Source organism: Bacillus sp. G402, from assembly GCF_051172515.1.
In the GTDB taxonomy this organism is placed as follows: domain Bacteria; phylum Bacillota; class Bacilli; order Bacillales; family Bacillaceae; genus Bacillus; species Bacillus altitudinis.
This window is the reverse complement of sequence record NZ_JBPIZC010000003.1, coordinates 62,429-87,365: the sequence shown is the minus strand read 5'-3', so window position 1 is coordinate 87,365 and position 24,937 is coordinate 62,429. Positions and strand designations below refer to the sequence as shown.

Below are 24,937 nucleotides of genomic sequence, written 5' to 3'. Positions count from 1 at the left end.
GATCCAAAATTTTGTAACTCAAATCGTTTGACACTAAAGGAGCGGGCAACACATGTACAGTTTGATGAAGCGTATTTTAATTGGTAAACCATTAAAATCACAGGCAGCAGGAGAACAAAAACTATCAAAAATCAAAGCTTTGGCATTATTGTCATCAGACGCATTGTCGTCAGTCGCATACGGTACAGAACAAATTTTGATTGTTCTATCAGTTGTCAGTGCGGCAGCGTTTTGGTACTCACTCCCGATTGCAGGTTGTGTATTAATTCTTTTAATGGCGTTAATTCTATCTTACCGCCAGATTATTTATGCTTATCCAGAAGGCGGCGGGGCGTATGTCGTCTCCAGCAGAAACTTAGGTGAAAAACCAGGGCTGGTTGCTGGTGGATCATTACTCGTCGATTACATTTTAACCGTAGCAGTGAGCATTTCTGCTGGGACCGATGCGATCACATCGGCTTTTCCAGCTCTATATCCATATCATGTCATGATCTCAATCGTATTAGTCCTATTGATTATGGTGTTAAACCTTCGTGGACTGACAGAGTCGGCATCTATTTTGGCTTATCCTGTGTACCTATTTGTCTTTTCATTGCTCATTTTAATTGGGGTGGGCGGATTTAAACTATTAACTGGGCAAGTGCCGCCAGCACCTGAACATACAGCATTTGGCACACATGTATCAGGCATCACGTTATTTCTTTTATTAAAGGCATTTTCGTCTGGCTGTTCTGCTTTAACTGGTGTTGAAGCGATTTCTAATACAATTCCATCCTTTAAAAAACCAGCTGCACAAAATGCAGCGAGAACTTTATTGATGATGGGGGGATTACTGGCCGTTCTATTTGTAGGAGTGACATTGCTTGCGTTTGGTTTTGGCATCTCGCCAAAGCCAGAAGAAACGGTTGTGTCACAAATTGCATCAGACACATTTGGACGGACATTTTTCTACTATGTCATTCAGGCTGTCACAGCTTTAATTTTAATATTAGCGGCAAACACAGGCTTTTCAGCTTTTCCATTATTGGCTGTCAACTTAGCAAAAGATAAATATATGCCGCGCATGTTTACAGTGAGAGGAGATCGGCTTGGTTATTCCAATGGTATTATCTTTTTAGGTGTAGCTTCTATGCTGCTCATTTGGCTATTTGATGGGAAAACGGAACACCTCATTCCACTTTATGCTGTCGGTGTGTTTATTCCATTTACCTTGTCTCAGACAGGTATGTGTGTAAAGTGGATTCGTGAAAAACCACAGGGATGGAAAGTGAAAATGCCTATCAATATCGTGGGAGCACTTATTTCATTTACGGTTTTCATGATTCTCATTTTGACCAAGTTTCACCTTGTATGGCCAGTATTTGTTTTCATGCCAATTGTTCTATTTATTTTTCATTCTATTAAGAAACATTATCTGTCTGTTGGAGAACAATTGCGTTTATTGAATGAAACCGAGCCTGTCGAAATCAAAGGAAATGTGGTCATCGTCCCAATAGCAGGTGTCACACGTGTCGTCGAACAATCTGTGCAATATGCAAAATCCTTATCAGACCAGGTCATAGCGGTTCATGTATCGTTTGATAAAGAGAAAGACAAGAAAATTGAAGCTGATTGGGAAAAGCTGAATAGTGATGTGCGTCTTGTGATTTTACATTCGTCTTATCGAAGTCTCATTCACCCGCTTGATAAATTTCTTGAAACGATTGAAGCGAAAGCAAATGCACATCAATATAGAGTGATGGTGCTCGTCCCTCAATTTATTCCGAAAAAAAGATGGCACACCATTTTGCATAATCAATCTGCTTTCTTATTAAGATTCCGTTTATTATGGAAACGGGATATTGTTGTCGCCACTCTTCCATATCACTTTAAAAAGTAGCAAGAGCAAGTTGAAACGTTTGATCAAAAGGGTGCGGTGGTATGGAGTAAGAAAAAAGGAGTTTTCTCACATGCCGCAAAGAACCGCAGGAAAAGAAGTAACAGCGCTACTGGAAGAGTGGGGCGTGAAACATATTTATGGAATGCCCGGCGACAGTATTAACGAATTAATCGAAGAACTAAGGCATGAATCAAGCAAAATTCAATTTATACAAACAAGACATGAAGAAGTGGCAGCACTTTCAGCAGCAGCTGATGCGAAACTAACAGGCAAACTTGGTGTTTGTTTATCAATTGCTGGGCCAGGTGCTGTCCACTTATTAAATGGACTATACGATGCAAAAGCGGATGGTGCACCTGTATTAGCGATTGCAGGGCAGGTTGCCTCAACTGAAGTAGGCAGAGATGCATTTCAAGAAATCAAATTAGAGCGGATGTTTGACGATGTTGCTGTCTTTAATCAGCAAGTACAAACAGCAGAAGCTCTGCCTGACTTATTGAATCAAGCCATCAAAGCTGCTTATACCCATAAAGGGGTGGCGGTTCTCACTGTCTCAGATGATTTATTTTCTCAGAAAATTAAGCGGAGTCCCGTTTATACATCTCCTCTTTACGTAGAGGGAGACGTGCGGCCCAAGAAAGATCAACTGCTAAAGGCTGCTCAACTCATTAACAATGCGAAGAAGCCAGTCATCTTAGCAGGAAAAGGATTAAGAAATGCAAAAGAAGAGCTTCTTTCGTTTGCAGAAAAGGCAGCTGCACCGATCGTCATTACACTTCCTGCAAAAGGTGTTGTTCCAGACAGGCATCCATACTTTTTAGGGAACCTAGGTCAGATCGGGACGAAGCCTGCATATGAAGCGATGGAAGAGTGCGATTTATTAATCATGCTTGGAACCTCCTTCCCATATAGGGATTACTTACCGGAAGACACACCTGCCATTCAATTGGATATCAAACCGGATCAGATCGGTAAAAGATATCCAGTAGAAGTGGGGATTGTAAGTGACAGTAAAAATGGTCTTCATGAACTAACCTCTTATATTGAATATAAAGAGCAGCGCGGTTTCCTTGAAGCTTGTACAGAGCATATGATGAAGTGGCGAGAAGAAATGGATAAGGAAAAATCTATTGCCACATCACCGCTTAAACCGCAGCAAGTCATCGCTAGATTAGAAGAAGCGGTAGATGATGATGCCATTCTTTCAGTTGATGTCGGTAATGTGACGGTATGGATGGCACGTCATTTCGAAATGAAACAGCAGGATTTCATTATTTCCAGCTGGCTTGCCACAATGGGCTGTGGTTTACCTGGCGCAATATCAGCTAAATTAAACGAACCAAACCGCCAAGCCATTGCTGTCTGTGGTGATGGAGGCTTCACAATGGTGATGCAAGATTTTGTGACGGCGGTAAAATATAAACTGCCAATTGTCGTTGTGATCTTAAACAACAACAACCTTGGTATGATTGAATATGAACAACAGGTAAAAGGCAACATCAACTATGGTATAGAGCTGGAAGATATTGATTTTGCAAAATTTGCAGAGGCATGCGGCGGTAAAGGAATCTCGGTGTCATCACATGAAGAACTAGCACCAGCCTTTGATCAAGCACTTCAAGCTGATAAACCTGTGATCATTGATGTTGCGGTGACCAATGAACCACCGTTACCTGGTAAAATCACATACACACAAGCAGCAGGCTTTAGTAAATATTTATTGAAAAAATTCTTTGAAAAAGGTGAGCTGGATATCCCTCCACTCAAGAAAAGCCTCAAACGCTTTTTCTAAACAGCAGGTAGTCGGTCCTCCAATTAAGGGGACTGACTTTTTTGTTGAACAAGGAAAAACATTTCAATTGTCACTTGTTTTCTTTTGTATAAAAATATCCAGACTGGATTTTTGTAACTTAAAGCCTATTTTTCCAATTCGATGAGAAAGGTAAAATAGACTTTATGATCAATAATGGAGGGAGTGGCTTCTTCTGGGCAAGATACTTGATGCAAAAGCACTAACCAGTGCCATGGATACAAGGGCAAAACACTATCAGGAACTCCGCGAACAAATGATAGATTTAAAAAAGGCATTACAAGGTGTTGCCAATCTCGGTGACGACTTTACTGGAAAAGGTGCCGATAACATTAAAAGCTTCTATAAAGAACTCGCCGGAAATGTGGACATGTTCATCAGCTTTATTGATAAGCAAAAAGCCTTTCATGAAGGTGTTTCTGGAACGCTTGATGATACAAACTTTGGCGGCGATACCTTTGTAGAAGAACACTTTTTAGATAACGCTGTACATATGGGCATCAAAAACGCCAAAAGCATTGTAAAGGATCAAAAAAAAGCATTCAAAACGATTTTTCAAGATATTGATGACCTCATTTCTCTGGAGGTATTTGATAGTAAAACCTTTGACGAAAAGATTGCAGATGCGGAAGATGAACGCAAGAAAACGGTTAAAGATTTAATAGAACTTGATCAAAATCTAAAAGATGAATATGCTTTGTCAGAGACTGAGGAGCAGGCTACAATGGCATTGTACGCAGAAATGATGAATGCGACAAATGACGGAAAATCCATTTCGCCTATGAATTTTGACAAGAAAGCGTATCAAAATAGCGAAATCTACAAGGCAAAAAGCGATATTGAGAAGCAAACTTCTGAATATCTAAAAATCAAAAAAGATCAAGAAGAAGCCCGCGAGATCGCAAAGGAACAAGAAGCACTAGCCAACCGTCCTTGGTATGAAAAAGCTCTTAATTACGGTGGGAATATCGTTAATGAGCTGACAGGCGTGAACGATGCAAAACGTGCCGCAACAGGTGTCGATCCGATCACAGGAGAAGAACTCACCGCAGGCCAACGAGTCGCCGCAGGCGGCATGGCAGCAGCAGGCTACATCCCGATTGTCGGCTGGGCAGGACGCATTTTCAAAGGCGGTAAAGCCGTTTGTAAAACGACTCAAGCCACGTCAGCCGCAGTCAGAGCAGTCGACATCTATAAGACGTCACAAAAGTCCTTTGATGCTTTAAAAACATCGCAAAAAGGCTTATACGGTCTTACTGCGACCAACGGCTTCAGCGAAGCGATTACGGGTCGTGACATGTTTGGAAATAAAGTCTCGAAAGAACAGCAGGAAGCGAGTATGAATGCGGCTCTGGGGATGCTTTTGCCGTTTGGGGCGAAAGGGTTTCATGGGAAGATGGGGATTAAAAAAACAAGTGGTTTAAGTAAAATACCTGAAAATAGCATTAAACATTCTAATAAAGGAGATTTCACAACAAACCCTAAAACAGGGGATATTTCAAAAATGAAGGGTGGAGGACACGGACAACACAATATAAAATTCTTACAAGAAAATAATATAGAATATAATATAAATAAAGTATATGAGAACGGTGTTAGGATAGGGAATGTGCCTGGTCATAAGGTGAAAGCAAAACGAACAGGTTCTAACCAATCTTGGTTCCCAGAAAACTGGACAGAATCTGATATTGCGGCAGCGGGTGCCAAAATTGTTGAGTCACCTGATTTTTCTAAAGTGGAAAATGGAGTGGCTATCTTTGGTGAATATAAAGGAGTAAGAGTTGGAGTTATTAAAACCAATGGAGAAGTAGGAACTATTTTTCCGGATGCTACAAAACAACCTTAATGTGGAGGATCAACATGGACATTGAAAATACATTAAATAGAGTATTAGATAAAAGAAAAAAATTAGATTTAAATGATGATTACGGTATACAGAAGAGTTGGGATGAAATAATAGAAATTCTCGGAGAAAACGAAGAGAGAACGTTGGAATATTTAGAACGTTGCAGTAAAGAAGATTTATATTGGATAAGTGAAGTGTTTGAAGACATATCAGAAGTTTTACAAAGTAAGGAATTAATTAAATGTTTGCGTAGGTTGGATAAAAAATATCCTGAATTAGAGATGAAACAAGATATTGATCTAGCAGAAAGCTATATTGAAGATTAAATTTTATGATCTATTTAACTAATAATAATATGTTAATCTAATCCAATCACCACATAAAAGGAGAATCAGCCATGTTATGGATTTTCACACAAAACCAGCAAAGTCTGGTCCACGTCAATGAAGTCACAGTACAGGGTAAAAAAATTGAAGGGATCATGGGAAATGATTCTTGGACAAAAACTCTCGGCAAGTATGACTCAAGCGATCGAGCAGCAGAGATTCTGCAAGACATTGTGAAGACGGTTGAAGAAAATCAAGGTGCATCTATTACATACCGAATGCCTCAGCAGTAAAAAAGAAACCACCTTTCCATAGCGAAAAGGTGGTTTTGTTTATGAGGGTGTTTTGGTAAAGGCTAAAAATAACGGGATGCCTGTGCCGACAAGTGTAGTGGCGAATAGGAACATACCGCAAATGAATAGGAAATGACTGGCTGAAAAGACGAGTGCCAGAATAAGAAATACGATGCTGAGTCCTGCCATGCTATATGATGGGACAAAGCGGCGTTTGTATGTGGCTTTCTTTGTTAGGAATGAGAAGAAAATGCCAAATAATAAAGGGACAATCCATAAGTAAAATAAAATAATAAGAGACATACATCATACCTCGATTTTTTCCTTCTATTTTATCAGATGCCAATCACAACGGATACTACAAAGCTTCACTTTGTAAAATAGTTCATGCAATCGACACAATTAAGTGGGCTGATTGATTGAATTCGTTTTTTGTTTCATATATTCAGGCTGTAAAAGTGCGTACACACAGTGATCGGCAAAGTGGTCGCCCAGCCATTCACATTGTCTTAATATGCCTTCAAGTGAAAAAGATAAACGCTCTGCGATGCGTCTGCTTTTTTGATTATCAACAGCGGCTCTTATTTCAATGCGATGCAGACCGCACTCTTCAAATAAATAGTGAATGACCGCTTTGCATGCTTTTGTCATGATGCCTTTTCCTTGATAGCCTTCCCCGAGCCAATAGCCAATGGAAACCGTCCGATTAATCCAATGAATTTGGTGGGTGCCAATGATACCAACGAGTTCTCCATGTGACCAGATTCCAGCCTGAAAACCATTGTTTTGCAAAGCTTGCTGCATGGCACCTTGAATAAACGCCATGCTATCTTCTTCTGTCTGCGTCGAATCGACCCATAGCATCCATTCACGTAAGTGCTCTCTTGAGCGTTGGATGAGCAGATACAGACTTCTCGCGTCTCTTGGTTCAAGCAGCCGCATGGATAGATCTTGATCCTGATAAAAAAACATGTGATCACATCCTCTCAAGGGAAATTCTACCACAACCCGATATAAAAGACAGCCTGATCACTGTCTTTTACATAAACGTATCCACAATTAAAAACAGATTAAGTGCGACAACAAGAGCTGCTATCACCCAAGATATTCCGGTCACCCAGCGAGCATTCGTCAAATCGCCCATAATTCGTTTTTTACTTGTAAACAAAATGAGCGGAATTAAAGCAAACGCAATTCCAAAGGATAAGACCACTTGACTCATCACAAGCGCAGATGTCGGATTGACCCCAGATGCAATGATCGCAATAGGGGGAATGATGGTAATCAGCCGGCGGACATACAGCGGAATGCGGTACTGAATAAAACCTTGCATGATAATATCGCCTGACAGTGTACCGACAGAAGAACTGGAAAGTCCGGCTACAAGCAGACCTACACCAAATAAGATCGCTGATACAGGACCTGCGAGAGTTCCAAAATGCTGAAATGCTACATCTAAATCCTCAACAAAAAGACCATTTTTAAAAAATAAAGCAGCTGCTACAATCAACATGCTGGCATTGATGGCGCCAGCAACTACCATCGCAATGAGGATGTCTAAAAACTCAAAACGAAAAATCAGCTTTTTCTCTTTTTCCGTTCTGCCGACGACTCTTCTTTGCGTTAAGGCTGAATGGAGATAGATCGCATGCGGCATCACCGTAGCGCCTAAAATACCAGCGGCAAGCAGTACGCTGTCTGTCCCTTCAAACCTTGGAATGAACAGTCCACCGGCGACACTTGCAAGATCAGGTTTGGCGACAAAGGTTTGTACAGCGAAAGCAATCACGACAACAAACAGCATGCCGGTAATTCCTGCTTCTAACGCTCGATAACCTCGCCTTTGGAGCTCTAAAATGGCAAAAGAACCGATCGCTGCAATAATCGATGCTTCAAGCAGCGGGATACGAAAGAGTAAGTATAAACCAAGGGCAGCCCCGATAAATTCGGCTAAATCTGTGGCGATAATGACGAGCTCGCCCTGAATCCATAAACCAATCGAGACTGGTTTTGGAAACTCTTCTCGCGCAATTTCAGGTAAATTTTTCCCTGTTGCGATTCCAAGCTTTGCAGACAAAGACTGGATGAGTAAGGCCATGAGATTGGATATGAGAATGACCCATAACAGAAGATAGCCATATTTCGAGCCAGCCGCAATGTTGGTCGCAAAGTTTCCTGGATCAATATAGGCAATGGCTGCGATAAAAGCAGGCCCGAGAAAAGGAAGGAGCCTTCTAAAACCCTTCACCTTTCCTTCAAGTGCACGCTCCGCTGCCACTGACATGTGGGCTTGTGCCTCGATGTATTTGTTTGTCATATGTCATCACCTAGATTCTACAAAGTTTTGCTTTGGCACAAAAAGTTTCCTCGATGCAATTTTTAATCATCATATGCCCATCTTCATGAAAAGTCAACTATCTGAACTAATAGGTTTGTTTATCATATGTAAGTGAAAAAAATAGATACCTTGTCAATCAAAACATAAAAAACACCGCCTCTGATCTTAGGCGGTGCATCCTCTGCTTCCTCTTCTTTTCTATCGTTTTTTAAGAAACCCTTGATCCAACGCTGCGGAAGATCAGGCTTAAAATAATGACAAAAATGGCTGCTCCTAAGATCGCTGGAATGATCGCAAATCCTGCCAGACTAGGACCCCACGTTCCAAGTAATCCATGACCAATCCAAGCACCTGCAAGCCCGGCAATCATTGAACCGATCCAGCCTCCTGGTACACTGCCTCCAGCGAGTGCACTCCCAATGAGACCAATGACAATCGCCACAACTAATGAAATCAGAAATCCTAACATGTTGATCACTCCTCTTTTGTTTGTTTACTAAGCAATAACCGTTTTAAAAGAGATTAAAACCTTTCGGAACCGCTTCAATGTTCGATACGTATGATGGACAAGGATTGTGTATAATAACAGACATATACTTGAACGGCATCTAAGGAGGCAAATGGCATGGAGGAAAGAGAGTGGCTAAAAGCACAATTAAAAGAGATTGAAAAGTGGGAGAAAGACCAGCAAAAGGTATGGTTTTGGGAGAAACTCAGCCGGCTTCCATTTCAAATGCTGGACAAGCTGACCCCTGCCTTTATTCAAAAGAAAATCGGTGTGTTATTAGATGAGATGGGGCACTACATTCAATCAGGCGGTGTCTATTTGACGTCAGAGAAAGGCATTATTCATCAATTTCAAAAGAAATGTGCCGATGAATCGATTCAGCGTATTGAAGATATTGAGGCGGCTCCGATCGAGGTCATGGATGCCATTAGTGATCAGATGGGGAAAAACCGAACTAACCTCGCCACTGTGCAAGGTGCGACAACAGGTGTCGGAGGTATGTTTACATTAGCGGCAGATATTCCGGCTGTCCTCGGTCTCTCTTTAAAAACATTACAGGATATCGCCGTCACCTATGGCTATGATCCGAAAAATAAAGAAGAACGAGTCTTTATCATTAAATGTTTACAGCTGAATTCTGCTGACGTTGTTGGGAAAAAATCAATATTAAAAGAGCTGAAGAGCTATCATGCATCAGAAGGGAAGCATGAAAACATGATCTCTCAAATTCAAGGATGGCGTGAGGTCGTATATAACTACCGTGATTCGTTTGGTTGGAAGAAGCTGTTTCAACTTGTTCCAATTGCGGGGATTTTGTTTGGTGCAGCGTCCAACCGCTCACAGTTAAAAGGAATAGCTGAAACAGGCATCATGCAATATCGAAAGCGCAGAATATTATCAAGATTAGAGGAGATCGCTCAGCAAGAACAGCGTGACTCCGGCGCATAAAAAATCCCTTTCTCAAAGGGATTTTTTATTTGGTCTCAGCATCTTCATCAAACGCTTGAATCGGAGAATATTCATAGCGTGCCCGGAGCTCGCGGATTTGTTTGATCAAGGTGGAACCGATGATCCTTTCTGCTTCATCATACAAAGGATCGAGCGCCTTCATCCATTTTTGCCGCTCTGCTGGTGTTAATTCGTGTATCGCAATTGGAGATTCGCGTTTAATATCCTCCAGCTGATCCTTGTTCATCTGTTCGGCATGTTTTTCATTCCATGCGGTTGTTTCTTCCATCGCTTCGAGTAAAATTCGTTTCGTCTCAGGTGTTTGACGATCAAAAAAGGATTGATCTGTTAAGACGACATACCCTAAATACCCGTGATTACTGATCGTCATATAGTCTTGTATATGATAGAATTTTTTTGAATAAATATTTGAAATTGTATTTTCTTCACCGTCTACTTTTTTTGTTTCTAGCAGCTGAAATGTTGAATTAAACGATTCCTGATAGGGTTTTGCGCCAAGAAGCTTGAATTGTTTTTCAATCATGTCACTTTGCATAATACGGAGAGATTGGTTTTTTAAATCGCCTGGCTGCTTGATAGGGCCTTTATTCGAAGTGATTTGCTTAAAGCCATTTGTCCAGTAGGCCATTCCCTTTAGTCCGTCTTTTTGCAGTGTGCCGAACAGTCTCTGTCCAATCGCACCATGTAACCCTTCTTGGACAGCATCGTAGTTAGAAAAGGCAAAGGGCAGATCAAGTGCCAGCCATTCAGGGGACAGCATGCCGAGCTTTGACGTAGACGGAGCAATAAATTGAACTTGATTCTCTTTTAGTGCATTAATTTCTTCGATATCAGAATAAAGACTCCCGTTTGAAAAGATTTGAATGCTGATCCTGCCGTCGGATTTTTCATGAACAAGCTCAGCAAATTTCTTTGCAGCCAGCCCTTTTGGGGTATTATCTGCGACAACATGGCTGAATTTGAACACAAGCTGATCCTTCAGCCCAGTCTGTTCATCGTCGAAGGTCGTCGCTGATTTAGGCATCATATGATAAAAACCAAAGTATAAAGCGGTTACAAAACCGATGATGAGCAATAGCGTATAGGCGAGTAAATTCTTCATGCGTCAGATCCCCCTTATGTCAAGGATACTTGACAGAGGAAGAATTCGTAAAGATACAGGTGAAAAAATGATGAGAAATCGACTGAAATTACAACAATTATCTATTAGGTGGAAGCTCACCATCCTCACATATTTCGTTGTCATTTTTGCCCTTTTAATCGGAGGAATTGTTCTGGTCGGGGGAATTCAGCAAACAGAGGAACGAGAACTTCGAAAAAGGCTCATGAACACGGCAAGAACAGTAGCTGAGATGAATGAGGTAAAGCAGGCATTGGATGATCAGACAAAGGAGCGTGCGCGGTTACAGCATGCCATTGAAGAGATTCGGATTATCCAAGATGCTGACTACATTGTTGTCATGGATATGGATCACGTGCGATTGACACATCCAGTAAAAACGAGGATTGGCCAGCGCTCTGAGGGGACAGATGAAGAACCTGCCTTTGCAGAGCATATCTATTTCTCAGAAGCACAGGGAGAGCTTGGCACAGCCATTAGAGCTTTTTATCCAGTAAAGGATGAAAAATTTAACCAAACAGGGGTTGTACTAGTCGGAAGAACATTGCCGAGTATGGCAGATATATTAGGAGAAATGAAGCAGGATATCCTCATGATCCTTCTGCTCACACTCAGCTTCGGGCTTGTCGGTTCATTTTTGCTCGCCCGTCATATTAAACAGCAAATGTTTAAGCTGGAGCCGCATGAGATTGTCAGAATGCTAGAGGAACGCACAGCTACCTTTCATTCCATTAATGAAGGGGTCATTGCCATTGATAACCAGCACATGATCACCATTTTTAATGAAAAAGCAAAGCAAATTTTCAGCGTGACAGGTGATGTAGTGGGTCGAAATATTTGGGATGTGCTGTCAGATACAAGGCTTCCAGAAATCATTGACCGCGCAGAACCCGTCTACAATGAAGAAATTCATATGAGCGGAAAGCGGATCATGAGCAGCCGAATTCCAATTGTGATGAAAAAGAAAATCATCGGAGCGGTTGCGATTTTTCAGGACCGGACAGAGGCGGCCAAATTGGCGGAGGAATTAACCGGGGTGAAGAACTTCGTTGATGGCCTGCGGGTGCAAAATCATGAACATATGAATAAGCTTCATACAATTGCGGGATTAATTCAGCTGGGGAAAGCCGATCAAGCACTCGATTTAGCGTTCCAAACGACCGAAGAACAGGAGCATGTCACGGACTTTCTCCACCGTGTGATACAGCATGATGCAGTTGCAGGTTTGTTGATGAGCAAGATAAGAAGGGGCAAGGAGTTAGGCATAAAGGTTGAAGTAGATGAAAATAGCAGTCTGCGCGATTTCCCAGAGCGGCTGGATCAGCATGATATGACGAAGCTGCTTGGCAACCTGATCGAGAACGCCTTTGCCGCGTATGATACTGTAGAAAGAGACACAAAACTTATTTCCATTAGTATTGATCAAACAGAGGATGTCCTCGCGATCTTAATTGAAGATTATGGATCTGGAATAGAAGAGGACATGATTCCTCATATTTTCGACAAAGGCTTTACTCACGGTAAAGAAGGCGGAACAGGCTACGGGCTGTATATTGTAAAAACGATTATCGACAAAGGAATGGGAAATGTAGAAGTCACATCAAGCATCGGCATTGGTACCACCTTCTCAATCGAATTCCCAATGACAATAGAGGAGAGAGACAGATGACTCAGATTAAGGTGCTATTAATTGAAGATGACCCGATGGTGCAAGAAGTCAATAAAGAGTTCATTAAGAGTGTCCCTGGCTTTCAAGTTGCGGCTGTAGCAGGAAATGGCGAGCAGGGCATCCAGCTGATCAAAGACATTCGCCCAGATCTTGTGGTGCTCGATGTGTATATGCCTAAAAAAGATGGCGTCAAAACACTGCAAGACATCAGAAAGCAAAAGATGCAGGTGGATGTGATTGTGATTTCGGCAGCAAAGGACAAAGAGACGATCGGCACCATGCTTCAAAATGGTGCCCGAGATTATATCATTAAGCCATTTAAGTTTGAACGGATGAAAGAATCTCTTGAAAGCTATAAAGCGTTCAAATCAAAAATTCGTACCGCAGCAGAATTTTCTCAAGAGATGCTCGATGATATCATACGAAAGCCTGCTGTTAAGCTTGAAGAGACGTGGCTTCCTAAGGGACTGAATGTGCATACGATGAATGAAATTAAAGCCTATATGCGTCTGCAAGAAGGAGCGCAGTCTGCAGAGGAAGTTGCCAATGCACTTGGGATTGCACGTGTCACGGCACGCCGTTATTTAGACTTCCTGGTGAAAGAAGGCGAGCTGAAATTAGATATGCAATATGGCGGGGTCGGACGCCCTGTGAACAAATATATCGTACATTCTGACTAAGAGACCAAAAAGACCAAAATGTACGATATGTCCATAAGCTTCACAGCCTTTGATGAAATCGCTATCATTTATCTACAGATAACAGTTAAGCGTTTACATCAAAGGGTGAGGGAGTTGATTTTTTATGAAGAGGCTATTGAAGAACCTGACATTTCAGGTCATTGCAGCTGTCATTATCGGGATTATTGTTGGGATGGTTTGGCCAAACGTCGGGAAAGAAATGAAGCCGCTTGGTGACACATTTATTAATGCAGTGAAAATGGTCATTGCACCCATTATTTTCTTAACCATTGTTCTTGGAATTGCCAAGATGGGGGATATGAAAAAGGTTGGAAAAGTTGGGGGAAAAGCTTTTATCTATTTTGAAGTTGTGACGACGCTTGCGCTTGTCATCGGACTGTTTGTGGTCAATATCATGAAGCCGGGAGCGGGTCTTGACTATAGTAAGCTTGAAAAAGGGGATGTCTCGCAATATACCCAAAATGGGGGACAGGGTATCGACTGGATGGAGTTTGTCACACACATTGTGCCATCTAACATGGTAGATGCCTTTGCAAAGGGAGATATTTTACAGGTCTTATTCTTCTCTATTTTATTCGGTGTTGCGCTCGCTGCACTTGGCGAGAAGGGGAAAGGCATCATCGAATGGCTTGATAAGCTGTCGCTTGTCTTCTTTAAAATCATTGGTTACATCATGCGTGCCGCGCCATTAGGGGCATTTGGAGCAATGGCTTATACAATCGGACACTTCGGTTTAGCTTCAATTAAACCACTAGCTAGTCTGATGCTTTCCGTTTATATGACGATGTTCTTGTTTATTTTCGTCGTGCTGAACATCATTTGTAAAATGTATGGCTTCAGCCTGTTCGGTTATCTCCGTTTTATCAAAGATGAAATTTTAATTGTTCTTGGCACAAGTTCTTCAGAATCTGTCTTGCCAAGAATGATGGATAAAATGGAACGCTACGGGTGCTCTAAGTCGGTTGTTGGACTTGTCATTCCGACAGGCTATTCCTTTAACTTAGATGGTACTTCAATCTACTTGTCCATGGCCGTGGTCTTCTTAGCGCAAGTGTTTGGGGTGGACCTATCCATCGGACAGCAAATCACGATTATCCTTGTTCTGATGCTCACATCAAAAGGAGCAGCTGGAGTCACAGGAAGCGGATTTATCGTGCTAGCTTCTACACTTGCTGCACTTCAGGTTATCCCGCTAGAAGGTCTTGCACTGCTATTAGGGGTAGACCGTTTCATGAGTGAAGGAAGAGCGATTACGAACCTGATTGGAAATGGAATTGCTACAATTGTTGTAGCGAAAAGTGAAGGGGAATTTGACGAAGCGAAGAGTAAAACAGCGCTACAGGAAATGCGAAATATCAAGCAGGCTGTTTAGTATAAAAACAACCAAAAACCGAAACCTTATGTCTACATGGGGTTCGGTTTTTTCTTGTGTAAAAAAAGAAAAAACATAAAAGCTTGATTAATTTAGGACGAATCGTAAGACCTCATTGACCTTTTGTTATATAATTTACAGAAAGATCCGATATAATGAATAGGAGATCCAACGAAAAATAGACTTTAGTCCTGGCAGGTGTGTAACGTATGGCGGCATTTTTTAAATTGTTCGAAAAACCTGGTGTCAAGAGGTTTTCAGTATTTGTAGTATTAGCCACAGCATTATATCTATTAAGAGGAATGATGAATTTAATTCTCCTGACCTTCATTTTCACCTTTTTAATGAACCGGTTAGAAGAGGTCATAAGAGGCTTTTTAAATCGCTTCCTGAAAATAGGACAGAAATCAGTCATCACCATTTTGTACATCCTTCTAGCTGGTGGATTGACGTTTGGCGGCTTTGTGTTTGTGCCCATCATTGCGAAACAGGTGGAACAGTTATTTCATTTAGGGAAAAAGATTGCAGATCATCCACAAGATTTACCCTTCTTTGACGTCGTCACCAATGTGTTCGGAGATTTCAAAATATCTTCTTTCTTCGAGAAAGGGTTTAATTTCCTCTATACATACTTAACAGATTTCAGCACGTTCAGTATCCAGGTCATTATGTCCTTAATATTAAGCATGTTCTTCCTGTTCGAAAAGGAACGCCTCATTCAATTCATGAATAAGTTCAAAACGAGTAAAATCTCCGTGTTCTATCATGAAATTGCCTTCTTTGGACGTAAGTTTTCCAGAACATTTGGTAAGGTACTTGAAGCACAGTTCATCATTGCAACAGTTAACTGTGTCTTAACGACAATTGCGCTTGGCATTATGGGCTTCCCGCAATTATTTGGATTAGCGGTCATGGTCTTCTTGTTAGGTTTAATTCCGGTAGCGGGTGTGGTCATCTCCCTCGTTCCACTCAGCATCATTGCGTATACACTTGGAGGCGGAATGTACGTCCTATATATTGTGCTGGTGATCGTGATCATCCATGCCATTGAAGCCTACTTCTTAAATCCGAAGCTCATGTCAGCTAAAACAGAGCTCCCTATTTTCTTCACGTTTATTGTCCTGATCTTCTCTGAACACTATATTGGCATTTGGGGACTGATTATCGGCATCCCAATCTTTGTGTTTATCTTAGATATCTTGGAGGTCACGAATAAGGAAGAAAGTAATTAAAAAGTTCATATGAACCTGTTTACAATTTTCTAAAAATAAGGTATAAATAGTATGAAAATATCATATTACCACACGCTTAATCCTTCTAAAGGAATGGGGGACCCAAGTTTTTGGGGTGAATTTTTCTTATTTTAAGAAAAAAGGACATCTCTTCGTCCTAACCCGTCAGCTAACCTCATCAGCGTGAAGAGAGTAGACAGTGGTACACGTATGGACACGCAGGCCCACGAGAAGACTCTCTCGTGGGCCTTTTTGACGAGGAAGGGGAGATTTTATTGAAGCTTGCGACGAAAATTATTATTGCTTTAATTGTAGGTGCAATCACAGGACTACTACTCAACATTTTTGCTCCAAATGTATTCAAAGTGTTAGACCCTTATCTATTTACACCTCTAGGTCAAATCTTCTTAAACCTGATTAAAATGTTAGTTGTGCCGATTGTCTTCTTTTCGATCACACTTGGTGTAGCAGGCCTTGGCGATCCGAAAAAACTTGGCAGAATCGGCGCAAAAAGCATCTCTTATTTTCTACTGACAACAACATTCGCTATTATCATTGCAATGGCTTTAGCCTTATTGATTAAACCAGGTTCTTTTGGTTCATTCGATACAAAAGGGGCAGAATACAAACCTCAAGAAGCGCCATCTACAGCTGAAACATTATTAAACATCATTCCATCAAATCCAGTTCAATCTTTAGTCGAAGGCAATATGCTACAAATCATTGTATTCTGTGTTTTCTTAGGACTAGGAATTGCAGTGCTAGGTAAAAAAACAGAAGGATTACTCAAAATATTAGAACAAGGCAATGAACTCATGATGTACCTTGTGGGCGTGGTCATGAAATTTGCTCCATACGGAACATTTGGCTTAATTGTGACGGCTATTGGAAGCCAAGGTCTTGCTGCCATTAAAGCCATGGGGCTGTACTTTACAGTCGTTCTAGTAGCGCTGCTTGTTCATTTCTTTCTCACCTATGGTTCCACATTGGCGATATTTGCAAAACGGAATCCTTTTACATTCTTTAAAGACTTTTCACCTGCAATGGTCGTGGCATTTAGTACATCAAGCAGTAATGCTGTTCTTCCCGTATCAATGGAAACCGCTCAAAAGAAATTGAAAGTACCTGAGCCGATCTCTAGTTTCGTGCAGCCGTTAGGCGCGACGATCAATATGGATGGGACAGCGATTATGCAAGGGGTTGCAACTATTTTTATTGCACAAGTGTTTGGTGTGGAGCTAACGCTCATGCAAATGCTCACCGTTGTATTAACCGCTGTATTAGCCAGTATCGGGACTGCTGGCGTACCGGGAGTTGGCTTAATTATGCTAGCCATGGTACTGAATTCTGTCGGTCTTCCTGTTGAAGGCATTGCGCTGATCCTTGGGATAGACCGTTTATTAGACATGGCAAGAACGGTTGTCAATATTACAGGTGACGCAGCGTGTGCAGTGATTGTCGCAGAAACTGAGAAAAAACATGAGAAAGATGCATCATCACCTCATGTATCAATGTAATGTTTAAAAGGGCTGACTGGATCAGCCCTCAGCGTGTAGACAAACCCTCGCATTCTTTGTCAGTCCTGCGCGCTGGTACTCACGAATGTCAAATTCGCTCCGTGCCAGTGCTCGTCCTTCCTAGACTTCAAGGGCTTTCTATCACGCTGAATAGAAGACAAAGGGCTAAAATAAAGTTCATTTTAGCCCTTTGTCAACAATCTGAAAGGGCTGACTGGATCAGCCCTTTTTTTCGTGGAACGGCTTGTCTAGCGTGATATACTTTTTACAGGATGAGCAGCCGTAACTGCCGCCATAGGTTTTACATTAGAAGGAGGAACCACTTTGCAGTCTGCTGTTTTACACATAGAGAACGTCGATAAACAAATTGGTCGGCATCAAATTTTGCAACATATTTCGATAGACATTAGGCAAGGGGAAATTGTCGGTTTACTTGGACCAAATGGGTCTGGAAAAACGACCTTGATTCGATTGATCGTTGGCTTGATGAAAAAAAACAACGGCCGGATCATCATAAATGGATATTCTCAAGATGATGATCATCTAAAGGCGATGTCATCTGTTGGAGCGATCATAGAAAATCCGGAATTTTATTCATATTTAACAGGTTTTGAAAACCTTGAGTTGTATGCATCTATGCATGATGGAGTTTCAGAAGAGCGCATTCTTGAAGTGGTAAAAAGAGTTCGTCTGGAGCACGCCATTCATCAGAAGGTCAAAACGTATTCACTAGGGATGAAACAAAGGCTCGGGATTGCACAAGCCATTTTGCATAAGCCCAATCTGCTCATTTTAGATGAACCAACAAATGGGCTTGATCCCGCAGGAATGAAGGAGTTTCGAGAGCACTTGCAACTGCTTGTACAAGAAGAAGGTGTCTCTGTGTTATTTGCTACACATCTTTTGCATGAAGTAGAAGAGCTTTGTGACCGCATGATCATCATCCAAAAAGGAGAGATCAAAGCCAATACAAACCTTCGCGACATGGAAGGGAAAGAGCAGGTACTGATGAATATTCAGCCAGTAGAAAAGGCAGTTTCATGGCTAGATACGCAAGGATATACATATGAACAAAGGGATCAGCATGTGCTGGTTCAACTGAATAAAGACCGTGTGCCAGAGCTGAATAAACAGCTTGTCTTAGCAGAATTTGATGTACTTGAAATGACGCCTCAAAAACAATCAATTGAAGAGGCCTTTATGAAATGGACGGAAGGCGGGACGGCAGATGCTTCAACTCATCAAGAATGAACATAAAAAAATCACGAGACAAAAGATCACATTCATTGCACTTGGACTGATTGTTGTCTTTCAATTGACGATGGCGCTAGCATTGAAACGAGTCATTTCCGGGCTTGGCGGGCAAGATACAGTCGCGAACTATTTTGCTTATTCCACGAATGTTGTGTTTATTTTACAAGTGTTCGCTGTCGTGATTGGCGCCACATTGATCTCAACAGAGTTTCAAAAAAGAACCATCAAGTTCTTGTTGATTCGGCCAAAGACAAGGCTTCATATTTTCTTGTCAAAATACATCACTCTTGTGCTGATGGTCCTTTACCTGTTTGTTTTTTATTATGTGTTCGCTTTTCTTTTTGGCCTTATTTTCTTTGGTACTGATTTTGATGAAAGCACTGGGCGATTATTTCTGCACACATTTGCTGTGATTGGATCACAGTGGGTGGAAGTAGTCATGATGGCAAGCTTTGCTTTTCTGTGCTCAAGTTTGTTTAGAAACAGTCTGATTGCACTTGTGACTTCATTTTTCGTCTTATACGCGGCGAAATCATTAGTGTCGATCATGTCTCTGTTAGAAAATCAGTGGGGGAAGATTCTACTTTTCGCTAATACGGACTTCACACAATACAGTTTTCAAGGTCCGCCGCTCTTTCAGGGCATGAGCCCTCTGTTTTCGCTATTCATTGTAGGGGCGCATTTCGTTTTCTTTGTTGGTGCTGCTTGGCTCCTTTTTTGGAAGCGTGATGTAAATGTGTAAAAATTGTGTCAAATAACAAGAAAAATTCGTGACATCTTTGTGAAAACGAGTCTGTATTTCACGATAACCGGCTGATTTTGTCTTATAATAAGACAGAGTCATGGAGGTGGCACTATCGTGAAAAATTTTATTACGGCTTTACCTATTTTGTTGCTGTTGTCGTTTTCGTTTGTGTCTTTTGCCTTCCAGTTTGATCATCTTGTTTATTTCAGACTAGCGCTAGGGATCTTTTCATTAGCGGGTCTTTTCTTTCTGTATACACTTAAAAGAAACATGAAATGGTTCATGGTCTATTTATATGCGAGCTGGATCGTTCTTGCTGCCGTTACGACATTTGAAGAACCCGTGTTTTCACAATTCTTCTTCGGTGGTTTAACGATGACAATGGGTTATCTAACATATATGCTCATCTATTTAGGAATGAAACAAGACCGTGTAGCGAAATCACATTAAAACAAAAGCCGATAAAATCGAAGAATAGATTTTATCGGCTTTTTCTTTTCTTCAGGCAAATAAAAAAGCAGCCATCTATTTGACTGCTCTTCTTGTGTTTATGATTCACGTCCAGCAGCGGCAAGCTGCTTTTGGTGCTTTTTATCGATGGTTTCGTATATACTTTCCATCATTTTAGGGTCTTGCATGATCGCTTCCTTGTTTTCTTCAATCAATTGCTGATACGTTTTGATTTTCTTCTTAGACATGTAACTCAACGCTCCTTTGGTAGAATGGACTCTATAAGATTTCACACAGATGAAATTGATAATCATTTTCAATTAGCAACTCCATTATACAAAGCAGAATGTCATAAGTAAAGATTCAATTCAGAAAATTCACGTAACCGACATATTCCCATCCATATCGACGATGAATTCTTTCCCAGGAAATAATCCGCTGTCAAACCTTGTCATGAAATCAGATCAAACATTCCTGCCGATGTTGAAACATTTTAGCCGCACATCTCGTCTTATGAAGAGATTTGATTTAAAAGGATATAAAAAAAGACACCAGCATGAGTTGGCTGATGTCTCCATTCAAATGAGTTATGAAACGTGTTCTTGAAGAAACTCCGTTACTTCTTCAGGTGATTTAGCGTTGGCACTGTGTAAATGACCTGTTTTTTCGCCATTTTTGAAAATTAACAGGCTAGGAATTCCCATGACCTGATACGTTTCCGCTAACTCAGGAAAGTCGTCTTTGTTTATTTCAAACCATTCATTCTGAGCATAAGCCTCTAAAATGTCTGGAATGAACATGTCCATTCTAGTGCAATCAGGGCACCATGTCGCAAAGAATTTAACGATGACCTCTTTGTCTGATTGAATGATTTCGTTGAATTGTTCAGTGCTTGTAATTTTTTTCAATTTGTCACAACTCCTTTTCAATGTCATTTTAATATAAAATAAAGGCGAATGACATACAAATGCTCGGGGGGCGCTTACAACCTTTACAAATCATTTCAATTCCGTAACAACAAAAATTAATTAGAGCATTTTTGCTTGAAAGTGATAAGATAGTAAAGATGAATTTTAGTGGGGGGAGTATCCATTGAAAATAAGTTTAGGATTGGTTTACGGCGGAAAGTCAGCCGAACATAATGTATCACTGCAAACAGCCCTTGCAGTTACAAAAGCACTTAACACTGAGAAGTTCGATATACATCCAATTTATATTACAGAAGAGGGCGAATGGCTAAGAGGAGAAAAACTCACTGAACCAGTATCAAACGTCAAAATGCTTCAATTTGAACAAAATGCAAAGACGTTTTTACCAACTTCTTTAAATGAAAGCATGTTTCCACAGCCTGCATCAGCTGATGAAAAGATTGATGTTGTCTTTCCATTGCTGCATGGGCCAAATGGTGAAGATGGGACCATGCAAGGGTTACTTGAACTATTGAACATCCCGTATGTCGGTAACGGCGTTCTTGCGTCTGCTGCGGGTATGGATAAAGTCATGATGAAAGATGTGTTTGCTCAAGCTGGGCTTGCGCAGGCAAAGCATCTTTCCTTCAATAAAAAGGATTATGAGAAAGCCATATCAGACAGCCTAGAACAGGTAGAAGCAGTACTCGGGTATCCTTGTTTTGTGAAACCTGCCAACATGGGATCAAGTGTCGGAATTAGTAAATGCCGCAGCAAAGAAGAGCTTCAAACAGCATTTGAATTGGCTTTCCAATATGATCGTCGTGTTGTTGTGGAAGAAGGCGTTGTAGGACGAGAAATCGAAATTGGTGTATTAGGAAATGACGAGCCGAAATGCTCAGTCGTTGGTGAGATTGCACCTAAAACAGATTTTTATGACTATAAAGCAAAATATGAAGATGGCGATACAGATTTGATCATTCCTGCGAGTGTGTCAGAGGAAGAGTACAAGACGATTCACGATATGGCGATCAAGGCATTTAAAGCCATTGATGGATCTGGCCTCGTACGTGCAGATTTCTTCCTAACAGAAGAAGGCGAAGTGCTGATCAATGAAGTGAATACTATGCCAGGATTCACACCTTTTAGTATGTTCCCGCTTCTTTGGAAACATACTGGTGTAGAGTATCCTGAGCTGATTGAGAAGCTGGTGTCACTTGCAATTGAACGCCATCAAGAAAAACAAACCATTAAAACCACTTTTTAATGTAAGAAGCAAGCAGACACTATCCTACAGGTAGTGTCTCTTTTCCTTCAAACGTGAAATGAGAAAGAGAGGCGAAAAAACATGATCAAACGTACAGTGAAACAAGTCGCCCAAATGGCTGGTGGCACATTATCGAATGAAGCTTTTGGCGAAGAACAGATACACGGAGTGACAACAGATACACGAAAAGTATCAAAAGGCGCACTATTTATCCCGCTTATCGGGGAACATTTTAACGGTCACACTTTTGCTTCAAAAGCAGTGGAGCTTGGAGCGGCAGCGGTTCTTTGGAATGAAACAGAAGCGAACCCACCATCCGGTGTACCTGTCATTCTTGTAGAGGATACTTTGACAGCACTCCAACAGCTTGCGAAATCATACTTAAAAGAGGAAAACCCTCAAGTTGTCGGTATTACTGGAAGTAATGGCAAAACAACGACGAAAGACATGATCCATTCTGTCCTACAAACGACATACAGAGTCCATAAAACAGATGGCAACTTTAATAATCATATTGGACTTCCACTGACCATCCTTGCAATGCCAGAAAAAACAGAGATTGCTGTATTAGAGATGGGCATGAGTGCAAAAGGAGAAATCGAATTTTTATCTAATCTCGCTGAACCTGATGCAGCTGTCATCACCAATATTGGAGAATCTCATATGCAGGATCTAGGATCAAGAGAAGCCATTGCAGATGCAAAATGTGAGATCACAAAAGGGTTAAAAGAGCATGGGACTTTTTATTATTTAGGAGACGAGCCTTTACTCCGCCAAAGAGCAAATGCCCTGGCACGTAGCGTAAAAACATTTGGGGAATCAGAGGACTGTGATATCAAGGTGATTCACATCCACCAACTCGCTGAAGGCACTGAATTTCAAGTGGAGGGATACGCTCAAGGGTTTCTCATTCCTGTATTAGGGAAACATAATGTAAAGAATGCTCTTGCAGCTATTGCAATCGGCCAGCATTTCGGTCTGAATGAAAGACAAATTGCCCAAGGGCTGATGCAAACGAAATTGACAGGCATGCGTTTAGAACTGTTTAAAACAGATAAGGGCATCACGGTTATCAACGATGCGTATAATGCGAGTCCTACGTCGATGAAAGCAGCGATTGATCTTGTAGGAGATATGGATGGCTTTGCTAACCGCATACTCGTTCTCGGAGATATGCTGGAGATGGGCAGTGAAGAAGAGACCTATCATTTTGAAGTAGGGGAATACATTAAGCCTGAGTTTATTGATCATGTTTTAACGTTTGGCCGTCTTGGCGCATTCATTGCTGAAGGAGCGAAGAAAGCATTTGGAGACGACCGCGTGTCTTCTTATATGGACAAAGAAGAACTGAAGAAAAAACTAGCGGATGTGGCAGGACCTGACGATGTCGTTCTGGTCAAAGCTTCCCGTGGCATGAGATTGGAAGACGTGATTACTGCACTATAAATCAGATCGGCAAAGAAGGTGACAGGGTGATTGGCTGTCTATGTATACACGGTTTTACTGGTGCCCCGTATGAAGTAGAGCCACTTGCAGAATATTTAAAGCAGACGACAGATTGGACGGTACAATCTGTCACGCTTCCGGGGCATGGGGAGGAACTTCAGCTCAAAGGCATTCTCTATCAGGAGTGGATTGCCACCGCTGAACTAGAACTCTTATCCCTTTACCGAACATGTGACACCATTTATTTGGTCGGCTTTTCTATGGGCGGGATGATTGCCTCATATTTAGCAGCGAAGTATCCAGTGTCCCGTCTTGTTCTGTTAAGTGCTGCTGCTAAATATGTTAACCCAAAACAAATGATTCAAGACACAAGGCAGATGGTGAAGGAATCCTTGTCTGGTTTGATTGATACGAACCCATTGTATGATCGATATCGTCATAAGCTGACGAGTACACCGTTATCAGCTGCTGTAGAATTTATGAAATTGGTGAAGCAAACAAAGGGCTCTCTTGAAAAGCTCCATCTACCTGTGTTAATCGTTCAAGGTGAAAGTGATGGGATCGTCCCCGCTTCTAGTGCAGAATTCATTTATCATAAAATCCCTTCCCGTCAGAAAGAAATGTTCTATTTACCTGATTGTAAACATCACGTTTGTCATGAGCCTTGTGCACAGAAATTGTTTGAGAAAGTCGAACAATTTCTAAAAAAAACAATTTAATCTATAGAAAAGCTAAAATGTGGCTAAACTAATATAAATTGAATCCCACTTGTTAAAATTTGCATCATTTTTGTCGAATGAGTGACAGGCCTATGTTACAATAGGTAAGAAAAGGTGGTCGATTCGGTTGTTTCAATATGACGGAAAAACCTTTGTCCCGCAGTCTAATTCGAGCAATGGGGAAGTATCGGAAGGAACCATTTTTCAATATCGTCAGGACGGGAATATTTTAACGGGCACATATCAAGGCGGCAGTATTCAATCTGGCGTACTTGTAGGAACTGTGTATAAAGACGGAGCACTTCATTTTAGATATCACCATGTAAGCAAGGATGGCAGCATGAGAAGCGGTTCATGTCATTCCACTCCTAAGCAGCTGGATAACGGAAAAATTCAACTGTTTGAAAAGTGGAAATGGATGGACGGAGATCAAAGTGAAGGTGAATCTGTCATTGTCGAGCAGTAGATATATCCATTTCTGTCTTGTTGAAAAACAAATAGTGTAATGGTAAGATATAAGGTAGGGTAATTCGGGCTTTGTATATAATGGACCTGTCCTTTCATACAA

The 24,937-nt window shown here is 41.3% G+C and carries 25 protein-coding genes and 1 riboswitch; of the genes, 18 read left to right on the top strand and 7 right to left on the bottom strand.

The features are described from left to right. Positions 1 to 52 precede the first annotated feature (52 nt). The 5 genes from ACSBQP_RS14250 (at position 53) to ACSBQP_RS14230 (ending at position 6,154) form a co-directional block, all read left to right on the top strand. A complete protein-coding gene (locus ACSBQP_RS14250) occupies positions 53 to 1,879 on the top strand; it encodes an APC family permease (protein WP_008347135.1) in 1,827 nt (608 codons plus the stop codon). Positions 1,880 to 1,949: 70 nt separating this feature from the next. Then, complete coding sequence (locus ACSBQP_RS14245) at positions 1,950 to 3,671, top strand: pyruvate oxidase (protein WP_224559245.1); 1,722 nt, start codon at positions 1,950 to 1,952, stop codon at positions 3,669 to 3,671. A gap of 232 nt (positions 3,672 to 3,903) precedes the next feature. After that, positions 3,904 to 5,535 carry a T7SS effector LXG polymorphic toxin gene (locus ACSBQP_RS14240; protein ID WP_435028515.1) on the top strand — a complete coding sequence of 544 codons (1,632 nt, stop codon included), beginning with the start codon at positions 3,904 to 3,906 and terminating at the stop codon, positions 5,533 to 5,535. A 14-nt stretch (positions 5,536 to 5,549) separates the two neighbouring features. Further along, entirely contained in the window at positions 5,550 to 5,861 is a 312-nt protein-coding gene (locus ACSBQP_RS14235; RefSeq protein ID WP_072368456.1) for a hypothetical protein, read from the top strand. 71 nt (positions 5,862 to 5,932) lie between these two features. After that, positions 5,933 to 6,154: a hypothetical protein gene (locus ACSBQP_RS14230; RefSeq protein WP_072368455.1), complete on the top strand. Its 222-nt coding sequence runs from the start codon at positions 5,933 to 5,935 to the stop codon at positions 6,152 to 6,154. Positions 6,155 to 6,193: 39 nt separating this feature from the next. Here ACSBQP_RS14230 and ACSBQP_RS14225 read toward each other — a convergent pair whose 3' ends face one another. From ACSBQP_RS14225 to ACSBQP_RS14210, 4 genes are all read right to left on the bottom strand, one after another. Further along, entirely contained in the window at positions 6,194 to 6,457 is a 264-nt protein-coding gene (locus ACSBQP_RS14225) for a hypothetical protein (RefSeq protein WP_008346966.1), read from the bottom strand. 99 nt (positions 6,458 to 6,556) lie between these two features. Then, positions 6,557 to 7,126: a GNAT family N-acetyltransferase gene (locus ACSBQP_RS14220; RefSeq protein WP_008346964.1), complete on the bottom strand. Its 570-nt coding sequence runs from the start codon at positions 7,124 to 7,126 to the stop codon at positions 6,557 to 6,559. A gap of 67 nt (positions 7,127 to 7,193) precedes the next feature. Further along, positions 7,194 to 8,471, bottom strand: coding sequence for an Nramp family divalent metal transporter (locus ACSBQP_RS14215; protein ID WP_008346963.1), 1,278 nt, complete (start codon positions 8,469 to 8,471; stop codon positions 7,194 to 7,196). Between the two features lie 229 nt (positions 8,472 to 8,700). After that, the gene (locus ACSBQP_RS14210; RefSeq protein WP_003214275.1) at positions 8,701 to 8,961 is read right to left on the bottom strand and encodes a GlsB/YeaQ/YmgE family stress response membrane protein; all 261 of its coding nucleotides are present in this window, start codon (positions 8,959 to 8,961) and stop codon (positions 8,701 to 8,703) included. 156 nt (positions 8,962 to 9,117) lie between these two features. Here ACSBQP_RS14210 and ACSBQP_RS14205 point away from each other — a divergent pair, with 156 nt between their 5' ends. Next, positions 9,118 to 9,948: an EcsC family protein gene (locus ACSBQP_RS14205; protein WP_144668462.1), complete on the top strand. Its 831-nt coding sequence runs from the start codon at positions 9,118 to 9,120 to the stop codon at positions 9,946 to 9,948. A gap of 25 nt (positions 9,949 to 9,973) precedes the next feature. Here the strand turns inward: ACSBQP_RS14205 and ACSBQP_RS14200 are convergent, their stop codons facing one another. Continuing rightward, positions 9,974 to 11,071 carry a TRAP transporter substrate-binding protein gene (locus ACSBQP_RS14200; RefSeq protein WP_368774891.1) on the bottom strand — a complete coding sequence of 366 codons (1,098 nt, stop codon included), beginning with the start codon at positions 11,069 to 11,071 and terminating at the stop codon, positions 9,974 to 9,976. Between the two features lie 67 nt (positions 11,072 to 11,138). Here ACSBQP_RS14200 and ACSBQP_RS14195 point away from each other — a divergent pair, with 67 nt between their 5' ends. The 8 genes from ACSBQP_RS14195 to ACSBQP_RS14160 all read left to right on the top strand — a co-directional run bounded on the left by ACSBQP_RS14195 (position 11,139) and on the right by ACSBQP_RS14160 (position 20,029). After that, a complete protein-coding gene (locus ACSBQP_RS14195; protein WP_026050048.1) occupies positions 11,139 to 12,758 on the top strand; it encodes an ATP-binding protein in 1,620 nt (539 codons plus the stop codon). Beyond that, the gene (locus tag ACSBQP_RS14190; protein WP_008346951.1) at positions 12,755 to 13,438 is read left to right on the top strand and encodes a response regulator; all 684 of its coding nucleotides are present in this window, start codon (positions 12,755 to 12,757) and stop codon (positions 13,436 to 13,438) included. Before ACSBQP_RS14195 ends, ACSBQP_RS14190 begins: the two co-directional genes overlap by 4 nt. 124 nt (positions 13,439 to 13,562) lie before the next feature. Continuing rightward, entirely contained in the window at positions 13,563 to 14,831 is a 1,269-nt protein-coding gene (dctP, locus tag ACSBQP_RS14185; RefSeq protein WP_007496516.1) for a C4-dicarboxylate transporter DctP, read from the top strand. A gap of 209 nt (positions 14,832 to 15,040) precedes the next feature. After that, entirely contained in the window at positions 15,041 to 16,063 is a 1,023-nt protein-coding gene (locus tag ACSBQP_RS14180; RefSeq protein WP_007496515.1) for an AI-2E family transporter, read from the top strand. Positions 16,064 to 16,126: 63 nt separating this feature from the next. After that, a riboswitch (cyclic di-AMP (ydaO/yuaA leader) is annotated at positions 16,127 to 16,261 on the top strand. 77 nt (positions 16,262 to 16,338) lie between these two features. Next, positions 16,339 to 17,580 carry a dicarboxylate/amino acid:cation symporter gene (locus ACSBQP_RS14175; protein ID WP_058214413.1) on the top strand — a complete coding sequence of 414 codons (1,242 nt, stop codon included), beginning with the start codon at positions 16,339 to 16,341 and terminating at the stop codon, positions 17,578 to 17,580. Between the two features lie 324 nt (positions 17,581 to 17,904). Then, the gene (locus ACSBQP_RS14170; protein WP_435028514.1) at positions 17,905 to 18,831 is read left to right on the top strand and encodes an ABC transporter ATP-binding protein; all 927 of its coding nucleotides are present in this window, start codon (positions 17,905 to 17,907) and stop codon (positions 18,829 to 18,831) included. Next, on the top strand, positions 18,809 to 19,576 hold the full coding sequence (locus tag ACSBQP_RS14165; protein WP_024720482.1) for an ABC transporter permease: 768 nt from the start codon (positions 18,809 to 18,811) through the stop codon (positions 19,574 to 19,576). The genes ACSBQP_RS14170 and ACSBQP_RS14165 overlap by 23 nt, the downstream gene beginning before the upstream one ends. Before the next feature lie 117 nt (positions 19,577 to 19,693). Next, positions 19,694 to 20,029: a hypothetical protein gene (locus tag ACSBQP_RS14160; RefSeq protein ID WP_017366657.1), complete on the top strand. Its 336-nt coding sequence runs from the start codon at positions 19,694 to 19,696 to the stop codon at positions 20,027 to 20,029. Between the two features lie 98 nt (positions 20,030 to 20,127). Here the strand turns inward: ACSBQP_RS14160 and fbpB are convergent, their stop codons facing one another. Next, positions 20,128 to 20,277, bottom strand: a complete 150-nt coding sequence (gene fbpB / locus ACSBQP_RS14155; protein ID WP_065461547.1) for a Fur-regulated basic protein FbpB — start codon at positions 20,275 to 20,277, stop codon at positions 20,128 to 20,130. Positions 20,278 to 20,616: 339 nt separating this feature from the next. After that, on the bottom strand, positions 20,617 to 20,937 hold the full coding sequence (locus ACSBQP_RS14150; protein WP_008346934.1) for a thioredoxin family protein: 321 nt from the start codon (positions 20,935 to 20,937) through the stop codon (positions 20,617 to 20,619). A gap of 184 nt (positions 20,938 to 21,121) precedes the next feature. On the opposite strand from ACSBQP_RS14150, the gene ACSBQP_RS14145 reads away from it, so the two are divergent. The 4 genes from ACSBQP_RS14145 (at position 21,122) to ACSBQP_RS14130 (ending at position 24,835) form a co-directional block, all read left to right on the top strand. Next, complete coding sequence (locus ACSBQP_RS14145) at positions 21,122 to 22,204, top strand: D-alanine--D-alanine ligase (protein WP_142154081.1); 1,083 nt, start codon at positions 21,122 to 21,124, stop codon at positions 22,202 to 22,204. 81 nt (positions 22,205 to 22,285) lie between these two features. Next, positions 22,286 to 23,650 carry a UDP-N-acetylmuramoyl-tripeptide--D-alanyl-D-alanine ligase gene (locus tag ACSBQP_RS14140; protein ID WP_144626440.1) on the top strand — a complete coding sequence of 455 codons (1,365 nt, stop codon included), beginning with the start codon at positions 22,286 to 22,288 and terminating at the stop codon, positions 23,648 to 23,650. A 26-nt stretch (positions 23,651 to 23,676) separates the two neighbouring features. Next, the gene (locus ACSBQP_RS14135; protein WP_366966930.1) at positions 23,677 to 24,369 is read left to right on the top strand and encodes an alpha/beta hydrolase; all 693 of its coding nucleotides are present in this window, start codon (positions 23,677 to 23,679) and stop codon (positions 24,367 to 24,369) included. A 127-nt stretch (positions 24,370 to 24,496) separates the two neighbouring features. Then, positions 24,497 to 24,835, top strand: coding sequence for a hypothetical protein (locus tag ACSBQP_RS14130; protein WP_008346926.1), 339 nt, complete (start codon positions 24,497 to 24,499; stop codon positions 24,833 to 24,835). The last annotated feature ends 102 nt before the right edge of the window (positions 24,836 to 24,937 follow it).